Origin of the sequence: Coprococcus hominis (ex Arizal et al. 2022) (assembly GCF_040094675.1) — a bacterium.
Classification (GTDB): Bacteria; Bacillota; Clostridia; order Lachnospirales; family Lachnospiraceae; genus Coprococcus_C; species Coprococcus_C hominis.
In genome coordinates, this window is sequence record NZ_JBBNHG010000034.1 from 65723 (window position 1) to 79869 (window position 14147).

Annotated in this window: 14 protein-coding genes and 1 pseudogene; 1 reads left to right on the top strand and 14 read right to left on the bottom strand. The window is 46.3% G+C overall.

The window, feature by feature from the left end:
- Positions 1-124: 124 nt before the first annotated feature.
- The 7 genes and pseudogenes from AAAT93_RS09990 to AAAT93_RS10020 form a co-directional block, all read right to left on the bottom strand.
- On the bottom strand, positions 125-2758 hold the full coding sequence (locus AAAT93_RS09990; protein WP_227573376.1) for an ABC transporter permease: 2634 nt from the start codon (positions 2756-2758) through the stop codon (positions 125-127).
- A 20-nt stretch (positions 2759-2778) separates the two neighbouring features.
- The gene (locus AAAT93_RS09995) at positions 2779-5427 is read right to left on the bottom strand and encodes an ABC transporter permease (protein WP_227573377.1); all 2649 of its coding nucleotides are present in this window, start codon (positions 5425-5427) and stop codon (positions 2779-2781) included.
- A 14-nt stretch (positions 5428-5441) separates the two neighbouring features.
- The gene (locus tag AAAT93_RS10000; RefSeq protein WP_195328155.1) at positions 5442-6107 is read right to left on the bottom strand and encodes an ABC transporter ATP-binding protein; all 666 of its coding nucleotides are present in this window, start codon (positions 6105-6107) and stop codon (positions 5442-5444) included.
- 143 nt (positions 6108-6250) lie between these two features.
- Positions 6251-7282: pseudogene (locus AAAT93_RS10005) on the bottom strand (sensor histidine kinase).
- A complete protein-coding gene (locus AAAT93_RS10010) occupies positions 7279-7965 on the bottom strand; it encodes a response regulator transcription factor (RefSeq protein WP_227573378.1) in 687 nt (228 codons plus the stop codon). The pseudogene AAAT93_RS10005 and the gene AAAT93_RS10010 overlap by 4 nt, the downstream one beginning before the upstream one ends.
- A 61-nt stretch (positions 7966-8026) precedes the next feature.
- The gene (locus tag AAAT93_RS10015) at positions 8027-8203 is read right to left on the bottom strand and encodes a DNA-binding protein (protein WP_002594731.1); all 177 of its coding nucleotides are present in this window, start codon (positions 8201-8203) and stop codon (positions 8027-8029) included.
- A gap of 121 nt (positions 8204-8324) precedes the next feature.
- The gene (locus AAAT93_RS10020) at positions 8325-8738 is read right to left on the bottom strand and encodes an RNA polymerase sigma factor (protein WP_227573379.1); all 414 of its coding nucleotides are present in this window, start codon (positions 8736-8738) and stop codon (positions 8325-8327) included.
- Positions 8739-8774: 36 nt separating this feature from the next.
- Here AAAT93_RS10020 and AAAT93_RS10025 point away from each other — a divergent pair, with 36 nt between their 5' ends.
- The gene (locus tag AAAT93_RS10025) at positions 8775-8969 is read left to right on the top strand and encodes a hypothetical protein (RefSeq protein ID WP_227573380.1); all 195 of its coding nucleotides are present in this window, start codon (positions 8775-8777) and stop codon (positions 8967-8969) included.
- 221 nt (positions 8970-9190) lie between these two features.
- On the opposite strand, the gene AAAT93_RS10030 is transcribed toward AAAT93_RS10025, so the two are convergent.
- From AAAT93_RS10030 to AAAT93_RS10060, 7 genes are all read right to left on the bottom strand, one after another.
- On the bottom strand, positions 9191-9652 hold the full coding sequence (locus AAAT93_RS10030; protein ID WP_227573381.1) for a hypothetical protein: 462 nt from the start codon (positions 9650-9652) through the stop codon (positions 9191-9193).
- Positions 9653-9659: 7 nt separating this feature from the next.
- Entirely contained in the window at positions 9660-10439 is a 780-nt protein-coding gene (locus AAAT93_RS10035) for an ABC transporter permease (RefSeq protein WP_227573382.1), read from the bottom strand.
- 2 nt (positions 10440-10441) lie between these two features.
- Entirely contained in the window at positions 10442-11227 is a 786-nt protein-coding gene (locus AAAT93_RS10040) for an ABC transporter permease (protein ID WP_054328123.1), read from the bottom strand.
- Positions 11220-12146, bottom strand: a complete 927-nt coding sequence (locus AAAT93_RS10045; protein WP_195328151.1) for an ABC transporter ATP-binding protein — start codon at positions 12144-12146, stop codon at positions 11220-11222. Before AAAT93_RS10045 ends, AAAT93_RS10040 begins: the two co-directional genes overlap by 8 nt.
- A 134-nt stretch (positions 12147-12280) precedes the next feature.
- Complete coding sequence (locus AAAT93_RS10050) at positions 12281-13198, bottom strand: sensor histidine kinase (RefSeq protein ID WP_227573383.1); 918 nt, start codon at positions 13196-13198, stop codon at positions 12281-12283.
- Between the two features lie 5 nt (positions 13199-13203).
- Positions 13204-13896 (bottom strand): response regulator transcription factor, encoded by a 693-nt coding sequence (locus AAAT93_RS10055; RefSeq protein WP_007037412.1) that lies wholly within the window; start codon positions 13894-13896, stop codon positions 13204-13206.
- Positions 13889-14077, bottom strand: a complete 189-nt coding sequence (locus tag AAAT93_RS10060; RefSeq protein WP_054328120.1) for a helix-turn-helix domain-containing protein — start codon at positions 14075-14077, stop codon at positions 13889-13891. Before AAAT93_RS10060 ends, AAAT93_RS10055 begins: the two co-directional genes overlap by 8 nt.
- Positions 14078-14147 lie beyond the last annotated feature (70 nt).

Sequence of the window (14147 nt, forward strand, 5' to 3'; positions counted from 1 at the left end):
GAAACCTCATAAATCTGCGAGGTTTTTCATTTTTAGAAAAGCCGAGAGGGAAGAAACCTCCCGGCTTTCATTCAATTCATACATCCTCTAACCTGTTCTATCGTCTTTGCAAAGACCTCCAGATTTACTCCGAAGTCCTCAGCCGCTCCACCACAGTTCCCTTGTTAAAGAAGTGGAGAACGATCAGCGGAATAACCGCAGCCAACAGCAGATAAAGCACACCAATGACCATAACAGGAACCAATGTAATGTTCAGAGTAAAGAACCACATGGAAGGTCCGTTCAAAGCGCTCTTTAGCACTGTGACTGCCAGGATCGCTGCGACTGCTCCGCCGATAATGTCCGCACCTACGGCATAGTAGATGCCCTCATAGACCATCAGGCGGCGAAGCTGCTTGCCGGTCATACCAATGCTCTGCATGGTGGCAAACTCATGGCGGCGGGTAATGATGTTGGTAATAATCATGTTGGTAAAATTAATCAGGCCTGCAAAGGCCATGATGCAGCCAATCAGACCGCCGATAACCAGAATCATGCTGCGGACCGAATCAAGCTGCTCTTTCAACAGCTTGGTGGAAGTATAGGCAACCGAAGTATTTTCACTCACATAGCTGCTCAAGAATTCTTCCATCTGCGGCTGCAAGGCTTCATCCACATTGAATCCATAAGTCAGCAGCGTGGGAGCGTCATAGATTTCCTTAAATACAGTGTCCGGCAGATATACAAAAGGAGCATCAGCGGCGATGTGCGCCTGGGCGGTGGTACCTGTCGGCGTTTCGGTTTCTGTTCCCACGAGAACCGCTTTTGCAAGAATGGTGCTGGTTTTGACCAGTTCCCCATCCTTGTAGAAGGAAATGCTCTCTCCAACCTGTAACTGATCGGTCAGCGGAGTGTTCCTTGGTTCCTCTGTCAGTTTGTCCATGGGGCAGCCAATAATGACATATTCTCCGGTAGCCATTTTCTGCGTTAGGGTTTCAGCATCTTTTTCGCCTTCAAAAATACGCATATCCGCCCAGAAATTTTCGGAGGCTCCCATCACATTACCAAAATAGCGCCTTTCGGTATCAGAACTGGTGTATAAGCTGTATCCCTGATAGCTTTGATTTACGACGCCTTCTTCCTCATGGAATAGCTCTATGCCGCTTAAATCTTCAAACCCATAGTCAACCAGCACATTTCTATCGTCTTTTGTATTTCGGTAAAGATAGCGTTCATCCTCAACTCCGGGCTGTCCGGCAATCAGATCCACTGCCTGCTGTGAGAGCGTATCTTCATGGTGCTGAACGCTTTCCATTACATTAAATGCGGCGGAGTTATAGACATTAAAATCTGTTCTGGTGACACGGTTTACCCACTTTTCTTCATCAAGGCTTTGCGTCACGATGATGATAGAGTTAAACAGGACAATGCACAGAAGCAGGGAAATAATGATAAACGCTGAACGCCGACGATTGCGCCCCAGGTTGGAAAAGGCCATACGGGACAGCTTTACCCCATTGGTACGCTTGGCACTTCTCTTTTTATAGGCATTCTGCTCGGTGTAGCGGATCGCCTCCAGAGGAGAAATCTTTGCCGCCTTTTTTGCAGGCTTCCGGGTGCTGATAAACACGGTCAGGATTGTAAAGAGAGCGGCAATAACAAAGATCAGAGGCGAGGTCGATACGGATGTACCAACCATAGAGTATTCAAGGTTAATGATCTCTGTTACGATAGGAAGCAGCACCCATCCGGCAAAGAAACCGGCGATCAGACCAATAGGCAGCCCAATCAGCGTGAGCCAGACCGCCTGACGGTTCACAATGCCCTTGATCTGCCGTGTGGAAGTTCCAATCGTCCGCAGCAGACCGTATTGCCGAACATCCTGCATCACGGAAATATCAAAGATATTGTAGATCAGCAGGTATCCGCACACGACAAACATCAGGATAAACACAACGGCGAACACGATAGACTCTGATGAAGTCAATCCTTGGGACATTTGGTTTTCAGAGGCGAGAATGAAATTGTCTGCGCCCATATCCTCTGGATTGCCGCCAATGGAGTAAACGAACTCATTCAACTGCTGCTGAACATTTGCTTTATTCTTCAGCACGACATCAGAAAAAGTAACGCCGGACATTTCATGATCTACCGCATAAGTGTTCTGAACCACATCGGGGTTTTCCTTTATAAACTGCTCTGAAACAGTCGCAACGCTCACAGAGTCATTGCTTGCTTCCCACCAGCCGGAAAGCACCATATCATAATGATAAGTTTTCCCACGCAGTTCAAATTCCAACGGAACCTCTGTGCCGATCTCAGGTTCTACACCCAGCGCCTTCAGCGCCAGATCCGTGGTGGCGATCTCATTCGCTTTCTCCGGTGCAGCTCCGTGAGTAGGCACACAGAAGGTCAGCTCCTGCTGCACACTGTCCGCATAATTGATCTCAATGGAATGGCTGGAAGTATTGCTTGCATAGCCAATGATACGCCGGTGGCCTGCCTGCTCCACAAAATCGCTGTTTACAAGCTGCTCGTACTGTTCCTCCGTCATATATCCTAAAGTGCCATCCGCCTTGCTGCCTTTCTGCATTTGCAGAGAGAGCTGGATGGAGGACGCCATATTGAACGCCAGGGAAGTGATAGAGGTAAATAGGAAAGCAGTAAGGATAATTGCCAACAGTGCAGCCAGATTGCGGACCTTATTCTTCTTAAAATAGCGTTTGGATAGCTTGGTAATCACTTTGGAATTATTGTTGCCAAATAAAATATCATTCATGTTGTTCACCACCTTTGCCTTTATTCATTTACCCGAAGCCGTTCTACGACACTTCGACTGTTAAAGAGCCGGAGTGCGACAACGGGAACGATAAACGCCAGTGCCAAAAACAGAATCAGCATAACCAGCGCCGGGAGCAGAGTCATCTGGAATGTCATCATAATACTGGTTGGACCGTTTTCTACAAAAGCCCTTACCAATGTCATACCAAGCGCCCCCGCAGCCAGTGTACCAGCAATCCCTGCCAGCAACACATAGGAGAAACTTTCAGAAATCATCATCTTTCTGAGTTGTTGGTTCGTCATACCGATACTCTGCATAGTGGCAAACTCATGGCGTCGGGTAATGATATTGGTCATGACCAGATTGATGAAGTTAATCAGGCCCACTAGGGCAAACACCGCACCGATCATTCCGCCAATCAGCAAGACAACATTTTTTATACTGGAAACAGTTGCTTTCATCGTTAAGATAGAGGTATAGGCAACATCTGTATCCTGCGCCAGATAGGTTTCCATCTCCTGCTGGTATTGTTCCTCTACATCGAAGAGGAAACCGTACAAGGTAGGAGTTTCATAAATCTCCTTGAATTTGTTTTCAGCCATAAAAATTTTAGGACCTTCTATTATTTGTGCGATATTTGCACCGCCGCCAGTCATAGTCACATCGCTATGAGTAGCGGCGGCTTTTGCGATAATGGTAAACTCCTCGGTTGGAGTTCCATTTTCATAAAATTGAATGGTATCTCCAACGGATAATCCACAATAACTGGCGGCATCTGCCCCACCAAAGTTACCATGATCGTTATATTCGCCCATTAAAATTACATTGTTACCATTCCAAAGTTTGTCTTTTAAGATAGATAAATCAGTTTCACCTTCGATAATGTCCAGCCGATTGAAAAAGTTTTCCGAAAAGCCAAATACATTTCCGAGGGGGTGGTTATCCGCAGTCAACCCAACAGTATGCCCACCATTTTCTGTTTGGTAAACACCTAAATTGAGGTGTTCCGGCAACATTCGCTGTTCCTTATTTGTGTTATCAACCACATAGGGAGTTCCCCAGTCACAAGAGATATGGTCATCTTCAAAAGTGTTCCGGTACAGGTAGGCTTCGTTTGTGACTCCGGGCTGTTCCTTGATTTCCTCCACTGCCTTCTCTGGAACAGCACTATCATGCCCAAAGTTATCTCCCCATGCAGCTTGAATGACTGGACTATATACTATAAAATCACTTCGGGTCTGGTTTTCGATATAGGCATCTTCGTCAAAGCTGCCGCTGAAGATAAACACCGAGTTCAAGAGGACAATGCTCAAAGTCAGGGAAATCACAATAAAGACTGTCCGGCGCTTATTGCGCTGAAGATTTGCCTTCGCCATGCGGGGAATAACTGCCTCGGAAATTGTCTTTTTTCGCTTTATGGAAACAGTGTCCTGCTCTACATAGCGGATAGCCTCGATAGGTGACACACGAGATGCCTTCTTCACCGATTTTCTGGTACTGATATAAACCGTAAGTCCCGAGAACAGAACCGCTCCTGCGATAATGCCCAAATACGGGAGTGTGCCGACCTCAATGTTTCCTCCGCTGAAATCAACCGCAAATATCTGGAGTACAGCAGGCAGAATACTGCGACCAAGCAATGTGCCCAAAAGCAGACCGAGTGGTGCACCGATCAGGAACAAGTACAGTGCCTGCCGGTTGACCAAACGCTTGATCTGCTGGGAAGTAGTCCCCACAGTCCTCAGCAAGCCGTATTGCCGAATATCATTTGTTACAGCAATCTCAAACACATTGTAGATCAGCAGATACCCACAGAACATGAACAAAATACCGAAAACACCGGCTACCAGCCACATCATAAGACCGCTGTCATTAGAGACAATGGGGTTAGGGGCAACGCGAACTGCATTGTCTGCATTGGCATCATCCGGATTACCGCCGATATTGCGGACAAGCTCTGAAATGCGATCCTTTACCATATAATTATCCCGCATTACTACATCGGCTGTATAAATACCACAGCCAACACGCCCCAAAGCAATATCACTCATCATTTCTGCGTTTTCTTCCAGAAAGGCTTTAGAAACAATGACCGATTCCGATTTTTCATTTGGTGTATCATAAATGCCGGATACGACCATATCAAAATGATAAACCTGATTACTTTGACGAACCTTCAATTCAACAGGAATTTCTGCACCGATTTTTTCTTCAATGTTCAGATCCCTCAGTATGTTGGCAGAGACCAAAACCTCATTTGCCTTTTGAGGGGCAGAGCCTGTGCGCGGCGTCAGCATCCGAATTTCCAACTGGGTATGGTCGGCATAATCGACCTCTGCAACACGCCGGTTTGTGTTGGTCATAATTTCGACTGGTATCCAGCAGCCTACCTTTTCAAACATGGCATTTTCTTTTAACTGCTGGAACTGCTCCTCGGAAAGTCCCTGCACCAGAGCATCCGCAGATGATCCCATCATCTTTGCCATGCTGTATTCCAGCGTTCCACTGGCACCCATGCCAATGGTCAGGACTGCCGTAAAGAGAAAGGTTGTCAGGGCAATCGCAATGACTGCAATCACATTCCGCATTTTATTGCTGCGAAAACTGCGGTTCGCCAGCTTTTTGATGACAGCCTTGTTGTTATTGCCAAATAGAATGTCATTCATAGTCCCGCCCCCCTTTACTGCACGATCTTACCATCCTCGATCCGAATGATGCGGTCGGCAAGCTGGGCGATCTCACTATTATGGGTAATCATCACGAGGGTCTGGTGGAATTTTTGGCTTGTGGTTTTCAGAAGCCCCAGCACATCGGCGCTGGTCTTGCTGTCCAGATTGCCAGTCGGTTCATCAGCCAGGACGATTGCAGGCTTTGACACCAGAGCGCGGGCGATGGCTACACGCTGCTGCTGGCCGCCGGAGAGGTTATTGGGCATATTGTTCAGCTTATCCTCCAGCCCCAGCATCTGGACGACTTCTTTCATAAACTTCTTGTCTACCTTGTTTCCGTCCAGTTCCACAGGCAGCACGATGTTTTCAAAGACATTCAGCACCGGCACCAGATTGTAGTTCTGGAAGATAAAGCCGATCTTTCTTCTGCGGAAAACGGTCAGTTCCTCGTCTTTGAGTTTGGACAGCTCCTTGCCATCCACGACCACCTGGCCGGAGGTAGGTACATCCAATCCGCCGATCATGTTCAGCAGCGTGGATTTACCACTGCCAGAGGTTCCTACGATGGCTACAAATTCTCCCTTTTCAATGGAGAGGGTCACACCATCCAAGGCCCTGGTAATGTTCGGCTCTGCACCATAATATTTTTTCAGTTCAGTCGTTTGCAAAATGCTCATAAAGAACACCATCCTTTCTTTTTGATAAACCCATTGTAACGACCAAACCTCACAGAAATGTCACGAGCCACAAAAAATTTCCGCTAAATTCGGCCCCAAATGTCACAAGTCTGTGACATTTCAATTTTGGGGGCGTGTCGGCGCTACTTTCGGAGCAGGAAAACAGAAAAGGTTGAGCCTTTCCCAACCTCAGATGCCACCCTGATATAACCGCCCTGCAAGGTCACAATCTCACGGGCCAGATATAACCCGATCCCAATACCATCCACATCATGCACCGCATCTTCCCGGTAAAACCGCTTGAAAATCGTCCCCTGGTGCTGCTCTGAAATGCCGATGCCGGTATCTGTAATGTCGATCTTCACATACATTTCCCAGCCATCCACCGTCACACGGATCTGCCCGCCTGCCGGGGTGTATTTCACAGCATTATCCAGAATGTTGAACAGGGCCTCACCTGTCCATTTTCTATCGTGGCACGCATCCAAATGCTCCGGGCATTCTACCTGCACATCTATTTGTTTCTTTTCGGCATTGAGCAAAATCCCGCCCAGGGCAGCGGCAAGGGTATCATAAACCGGCTGCTGTTTTTACTCCAGCGAAATGACTCCCGTTTCCAGACGGGAGGTTTTAATCATGGCCTGCATGAGGAAGTCCAGCTTATCAAGCTGGCTGGCCTGGGCTGTCAGAAATTCCTTTTGCTTCTGCGGGGGAACCTCGTTTTCGAGCAGTGTGTTGTTGATCATCTTCAAGTTGGCAATCGGTGTTTTAACTTGATGGGAGATGTCAGAGATCAGCTCTTGCAGGTCAGCCCGTTCTTTTGCGATGCTGTTTTTATTTTCCTGCATGACCTCGTACAGCCGCCCCAGCCGGTAGTTGATTTTATAGAACAGGCTTTCTTCCTCAACCGTCTGCTTTGGCTGCATATCCCCGGAGAGCATATCATCCATCTGACCACAAAAGGCATCGGAGAACCGGACCAGCTTCCGGCGGATCAACGCCACAAAGCAGATGACGCAGAGCAGCACAAAGAGACTGAACAGGAACACACACCGGACAGCGGTTATATTCCGGGTCAGCAGATAAACAGCGGTGCAGACTGCGCCAACCGCCAGCAGCAACAGCGTTCCCAAAAGAACGCAGGCTTTATTGATGGAGAGTTTCCGCATATTCATTTGAGCGCCCCTCCGATCCACATATAGCCCATGCCGTACACCGTCTTGATGTACTGGCGTCCATCCGTTTCAATTTTATTCCGCACCCGGCTGATAGCCGCAGTCAGGGCGTGTTCATCCACAAAGTTCCCATCGGCATCCCACAGCTTTTCAAGCAGCACCTGCCTTGTCAAAACATTCTGCGGATTTTTGGTCAGGATTTTCAACAACCGGTATTCCAGCGGAGTGAACACCAGCGCCTTACCGGACAGGGAAGCCGTCATCTCCGAGAAATTGATGGACAGCGCACCGTCCTCATAGCTATCACCGCCGCCAGACTGTTTCGCCAGCCGCCCCAGCACTACGGACAGCTTTTTTTGAAAGACGCTCATGGGAAATGGCTTGGTCACATAGTCCTCTGCGCCCAGCTCATAGCCTTTGAGCATATCGCTCTCCATATCATTTGCGGTCAGGAAGATCACCGCCGTGTCCGGCCGGCGCTCCTTTACCTCCCGGCAGAAATCAAAGCCGTTCCCATCCGGTAGGTTTACATCCAGCACGATCAGGTCATAGTCCTGTCTGGTCAGAAAATCACTGGCTGCTGATTTTGTCAGGGCAGAGTTCACAACATAGCCCGCAGCTTCCAGGTTATAGCACAAAGTATTATTCAAAAGTCGGTCATCCTCGACTACTAAAATTCGCATTGTATCACACTCCTTCATTCTTAGTGTAGCATCCAAATGTCACAGAAACCTCACGAGAGAATTATTTTTTTGTATTTTTGAAACGGCGGTCTGCCGGTTTCTCTGCATCCTTGGGAATCAGCCAAATGGTAGCCATCTTCACAGCGCCGGGGATACGCCCTCCGGCGCATAAATAATTGATCTGCCTTGGAGTAACACCCCATTTTTCACTTGCTTCTTTCAGCGTCATATAATCCATATAGTTTCCCTCCAATATGGCTTATTATATTTCTTTCGCTCGAAGAATACAAGGATGCAAATGGGGCGCAAGGCCATGTGCCAGAAGCACTTTGAGACCTTGCGCCCTTTGTTATTCTATCCTAAAAATACTTTGCCAGCTGCTTCAGACCACGCCGGATGCTGTCACGGACACGACTTGGGTCTACACCCTCCGCTACTGCTATCTCGCTCACACGCATACCCAGATAATACCGGGCATAGATCCGCTTGGCCTGCTTCTCCGGCAGGGCCATCACAGCGGCATAAAGCTGCTCCCGCATCTGCTTTTCCTCCAGAAGCATTTCCGGCGTTGCAGGCTTCAGCAGAATTGCATTTTCAATGCCATTATCACAGTCCAGGGAGTAGTGAGCCTTATAGCGATACCTCCTCCTGTCATAGGCAGCTTCCGCACGCTCAGCAGCTTGGATCGTCTCCAGCACATCTTCAGTTACTTCTACAAAGTGATCGGTTTTATAAACATCGGGATACAGATCCCTAAGATTGACTTTTTTCATTATGTACCTCCATTTCGATTCACGGGTGGTTGACGGGTGAACCGAACGGAGGCGGGGAACGGCAACGGTATACTTTGGGAGCTTCCCGGAAAAAGCAGCAATAGAAAACGCCAGCTCTCCATAAAGAGAAACTGGCGCAACAAAAAAACTCATTATTCTGCTGATTTAGATAGAATGATAATGCCGATTGGCAATCAGATTTCCCCGGAGGTGGCGCAAGGCTTTTTTTAGTTGGTGCAGATCATGGATATTATGAAAAAAAGCGAAAATAGACAAGGCGGCATCCTCCTTTATGCCGCCCCTGCTGATTGCATGAGGTCATTGTGTTTCTGCTTAGAGCAAAAAGAAACGGCGGCTCTGAATTTTTCAAAGCCACCGAAAGACAATATTAGGCGTGTTAATAGGTCTGCTTTACGACGGCTTTTTTTCTTTTGCCGTCGTGCGGCAAGTTGTTATTCAATATTCAATTCAATGCTTCCAGTAAAGTCCTCACACGCAATGCCGATATAATTTCCACCATCAGGAAGTGTAATTGTGTCACTATAAGTTCCGGTTGTTTCAATCAAAGTGACTGCTTCATCAGATCCAGAAATCCAAAATACTTTTGCAGTACCTTCCGTAACCTCCAAAGTGCAGTCAATAGACAGCTCCTTACCGGCTTCTCTCTTTATGGAAGTTCCTCCGAACAAATACTCTGTATCTGAAAAATTCTCATAATCAGCCGTATAAGTTCCCGTATAATCATCGATCCCTTTTTCTTTTGTTCCTTCCAAAGATAACTTTCCTGTAAGCTCTATGGCTCCAGCGGACTGAACGATATTATTATAATGATCGAGAATTTCATCTTTTGAACAGCCAGAAAGCATAAAACTTCCCAAAAGGACAAATGCCAATGCTAAAACTATTTTCTTCATGAAATCATCACCAGCCTTTCTTTGGTGCTACCTTTTTGGCCTTTTTCTTTGTTTGGGTTGCTTCTCGCTCTTTCATGCACAAAATCAAGATGGCAGAAATAACGACAGCAAGCACAAGACTGCAAGAACAGGTTCCGATATTCCAGTTGACTGCGGTATCATAGCTACGGTAGCCTACCATTCCGAGACTTGCGGTAATCGGATAAAGGTTTGCTAATGTCATATTTCCTGCGGCAAACATCCCTCCATATCCATAGACAAAAGCAATGATTACACCTACTAAAAAGCTGCTTGCCCTCCGACAAGTAAGAGCGATAATCGGCAGAACCGCAAGATATAAAAAGAAATTAACCGCGGTAATCTGCAAGGTTGCCTTTAGTGCTAAGGAAATTTCAAAGCCGGGAAATCCCACAATCATTTCTGCTATGATTGTAAACAGGCTGCATATCAGCCCGAAAATAATAGACAATACGCCGCACACAATCAATTTCCCGGTCAGCAGTTTCTTAAAAGAGATCGGCACAGTCAGAATATTTTTCAATGTGTCATCCGTCTGCTCACGAGAAATCATATATCCAGCAATTAGGCTGATACACATCGGAAAAATCATGGACATATTGTTTTTGATGACCTGTTCTGTAAGATAGGCGAAATCCCAAACGGAACCATCATTCGCCATAGAGGTAAACAAGGTCAGCAGGACGGATAGGAGCATGAGCGCAACGCCCGCCCAAAGGATATGATACCTTTTCAATTTATAAAATTCTGTTTTTACAATGCGAACCATGTTTATTCCCCCCTCTGCTTATATAATCTGTCAATCAGTAAGAACGAAACTAATGCCATGATCCCAAGAATGAATACAACTTGAAATGTTGAAGGAATTAGCCCTGTCATTTGCTCCAAGTCCATTTTTATTCCATGAGCCGCCATATCTCCCGCACTCCAAAATGTAGTCAGTGGCGTGGGCAGAAGCCATAACATGGTTTTAGGCAGTGTGTCAAACAATGCCGTAGCACTCATGTTCAGAACGCTGTAAAAGACACACAGCAAAATGGAAAAAACATAGGTCTTACTGAAAAAGACAACAAGGACAATCAACGGGAGTGTTCCTGCCGTAATGAAAATTCCTGTTTCAACCGCTAAAAACAATTTATAGCCTATTCCATAAACTTCTAATGTTCCAAATCCGCAAAGAATTGTTACAATGGTAGAAGCCACACAAAAAACAATTCCAAAGAGAAACAGGACAATAATTTTTGCAAGCACCATTTGCGTGCTGGTTACGGGAATTGTACGCAGATTTTTGAATGTGTCGTTGTCGCGTTCCATAAAAAACAGGATAGCGGCAATCACACCGATAATGCAGGGCAGTAAAAACTGAATACCATATCCTAACACCATGTTAAATAGTCCGTCGAAAGCATCTGCCTGATCCGTATATCGCTCCATCATAGAGGGCGTTGTCATCAGATAAGTCAGCGGGATCGGAAACAGGAAAGCCGCCAGAATAATCAGCGGAATAAATTTCTTCCGTTTCAATTTCAAAAATTCGCATTTGATTAGTTTAAGCAATTCCCTCGCCTCCCGTCACACGCTTGAAGTAATCTTCAAGACTTTCCTCACAAGTATGCGCCTCCGATACCTCCAATCCGTTTTCCACAAAGGCAGTTACAATTTTCCCAACAGGCAGATCAAGGTTGTGCAGGCGCAGATTGTGGTCGTCCTGTATGGAAAAATGGTTTTCATGGAAATTTCGTTCCAAAATTCTTGCCGCCTGCGCAGTATCAGAGAGTGTAAACCGGATATGCTTACTGCTTTTTTGCTCCAACTCAGCAAGGCTTTCTTCTTCCAGCAATGCGCCGTGGTCGATAATTCCAATATCGTCAGCCAGCAGGGAAATCTCCGAAAGAATGTGACTGGAAATCAAAATGGTTTTTCCTCTTGCGTCGCAAAGCTCCCGAATAAAGGAGCGTACTTCTGCAATACCGATGGGATCGAGACCGTTGATCGGTTCATCCAAAATTAAAAGTTCCGGATCGTGCATCACGGCAAGGGCAATGGCAAGCCGCTGCTTCATACCAAGAGAATACTGGGAAAAGAGCTTTTTATCTTTGTAAGGCAGTCCTACCAGATCCAGGGCATCTTTGATAGCATGATTGTTTGGTACGCCCCGCAGGGTAGCAAAGATACGCAGGTTCTCTGTGCCGGTCAGATTTGGGTAAAAGCCGGGAGACTCAATCAGACTGCCAATACGGGGCAACAATTTCTTTTCATTCCCCTGCAAGGGCTTTCCCCAGATTTTGACCTCCCCGGAAGTCGGCTTCGTTAAGCCCAACAGCATTTTCATGGTCGTGGTTTTTCCAGCTCCGTTTCTGCCCAGCAGACCGTAAATTCTCCCACGCTTCACATGGATATTTAAGTCAGCCACACTCTTTTGTGAGCCGTATTGCTTCGTCAGATTTTTTGTTTCAATGATTGTATTGATGTCCATATTCAAAACCTCCTGTTCTGTAAGGTATTCTATCATGCCAACCTTGCATTAACCTTGCCGCAACCTTGCATTAACCTTGCAATTTGAAATCCGGCAAAATGACAAAGGCTCCCGCCATAAAGACGGGAACCCGCTTAAATCTCCAAAGGAAAAAGCAACATAAATTCAGTCCCTTTTCCCGGTACGCTTTCAACTGTTATGCTTCCACCCATCTTTTCTACAAGCTGGTGGACAATAGAAAGACCAAGACCGCTGCCTTTCTCAGAGCGTCCTTTATCACACTTATAAAGCCGTTCAAATATGTGTTTCAAATCTTCTTTCTCAATTCCCACTCCATTGTCTGCCAGCAACAATTCCATGTTATTTTCCTTCTTTGACAGGACAATTTTGATTTTGTCCGCATGACTGTGAGCAATTACATTTTGAATGAGATTATTGATGATCCTCATATAGCTGTCCATATCCAATCTTACCCGGACAGGCTGTTCAGGAATATCAATGTCATAATCAACCTGTTTATCCTCAAAAATCGGTATCCAGTCGATCAGGATATTTCTTGTCAGCTCTGCGGCCTCAACACTCTGGATCTCCAAAGCAAACTCGTTGGAATTTAACTTGAACCAGTCAAATAGCACATCAATATATTCTTTCAGATCATGGGCTTTCCGGCGGGCGGTTTCAATATAATCATCCCGGTCTTTTCCTGTGACCAGTCCTTTGTGTGCAGCGTCAAGATACCCAATCAGAGTGGTAAGGGGCGTCCGAACATCATGGGAAAGGCTCGTCATAAGCTGGCGGTTGGTTTCTTCTGTCTGCCGTACCATCGAAAGTCTGCTTTCATAGGACACAACGATCTCATTGATTTCATAGGCAAGAGGGGCTGTCAGTTCATTTGCTGCAGACAAAATACGCCGGTTGCCATTTCCGTTTTTCACATCAACCAGTGCATCAGTCATTTCTGCGATTTGCTTTTTTACGCGCCGAATGAGAACGATGGAAGTCAGCACAGCCACAACAGCAATCCCAATGGACAAGAAAACGATGATTTCCATACTGGCTACACCTCCTTGTTAAAGCGGTAGCCAATCCCTTTGACCGTTTGGATATACTTTGGACTGGAAGGATTGACTTCTAATTTTTTACGAAGCCGGCTGATGATCGCCATGATGTTGCTGTCATCATAGAAATATTCTTCGCCCCAAACTTCCTCATAAATCTGCTGTTTTGTCAAAATTTTTCCCTGATGCTTTGCACAGTACAGGAGCAGATCAAATTCCTTTGGTGGAAGTTCAAAAGTGCCATTTTCCGTCGTAACAGAACGATTTTCAAGGTCAATTTGCAATCCATCAAAATCCAGTTTTTGCACAGCTCCGGCTTGATGATTAAAACGGGTGTAGCGGCGAATGAGGGACGCAATACGGGCAATCAGTTCGTCCATGTCAAACGGTTTTGTCAGATAATCGTCCGCCCCGGCCCGTAAGCCCCGCACTTTAGAAATGCTGTCATTTTTGGATGTAAACATCAAAATCGGCAGGCTGTTTTCTTTGCGGATTTCTTCCAGCGTTTCAAAGCCATCCATGCCGGGCATCATCACATCCAGCACCACAAGCTGATACTCCTGCTCTTTTAATTTCTGCAAGCCCTCTTTTCCGGTATTACAAAAATCAGCTTCAATATGTTCCGATTGTACGCTGCGTTTAATCAAAGCACACAGTTCTCTGTCATCATCTATAATTAAAATTTTATTCATGGCGCAGCTCCTTCCCTTGTTTTGTCCGGCCATCAATCGGCTTCTCCGCAGTTTTAGGGATCAGCCAAACACCAGCCATTTTCACAGCGCCGGGGATACGCCCTCCGGCGCAATAATAGTTTACCCTACGAGGTGTCACGCCCCACTTCTCGGCGGCCTCTTTTAGTGTCATATAGTCCATTTCGCACCTCCACAGAGTACATTATATTTCTCTTACTCGAACAATACAAGTATGTGGAAATATCCCTCTC

Excerpts from the sequence above, each read along its gene's own strand:
- AAAT93_RS10035 (WP_227573382.1), bottom strand. The coding sequence starts at position 10,439 with ATGGTTCGCATTGTAAAAACAGAATTTTATAAATTGAAAAGGTATCAT.
- AAAT93_RS09990 (WP_227573376.1), bottom strand. The coding sequence starts at position 2,758 with ATGAATGATATTTTATTTGGCAACAATAATTCCAAAGTGATTACCAAG.
- AAAT93_RS10015 (WP_002594731.1), bottom strand. The coding sequence starts at position 8,203 with ATGGATTATATGACGCTGAAAGAAGCAAGTGAAAAATGGGGTGTTACT.
- AAAT93_RS09995 (WP_227573377.1), bottom strand. The coding sequence starts at position 5,427 with ATGAATGACATTCTATTTGGCAATAACAACAAGGCTGTCATCAAAAAG.
- AAAT93_RS10055 (WP_007037412.1), bottom strand. The coding sequence starts at position 13,896 with ATGAATAAAATTTTAATTATAGATGATGACAGAGAACTGTGTGCTTTG.
- AAAT93_RS10000 (WP_195328155.1), bottom strand. The coding sequence starts at position 6,107 with ATGAGCATTTTGCAAACGACTGAACTGAAAAAATATTATGGTGCAGAG.
- AAAT93_RS10010 (WP_227573378.1), bottom strand. The coding sequence starts at position 7,965 with ATGCGAATTTTAGTAGTCGAGGATGACCGACTTTTGAATAATACTTTG.
- AAAT93_RS10060 (WP_054328120.1), bottom strand. The coding sequence starts at position 14,077 with ATGGACTATATGACACTAAAAGAGGCCGCCGAGAAGTGGGGCGTGACA.
- AAAT93_RS10045 (WP_195328151.1), bottom strand. The coding sequence starts at position 12,146 with ATGGACATCAATACAATCATTGAAACAAAAAATCTGACGAAGCAATAC.
- AAAT93_RS10030 (WP_227573381.1), bottom strand. The coding sequence starts at position 9,652 with ATGAAGAAAATAGTTTTAGCATTGGCATTTGTCCTTTTGGGAAGTTTT.
- AAAT93_RS10020 (WP_227573379.1), bottom strand. The coding sequence starts at position 8,738 with ATGAAAAAAGTCAATCTTAGGGATCTGTATCCCGATGTTTATAAAACC.
- AAAT93_RS10050 (WP_227573383.1), bottom strand. The coding sequence starts at position 13,198 with ATGGAAATCATCGTTTTCTTGTCCATTGGGATTGCTGTTGTGGCTGTG.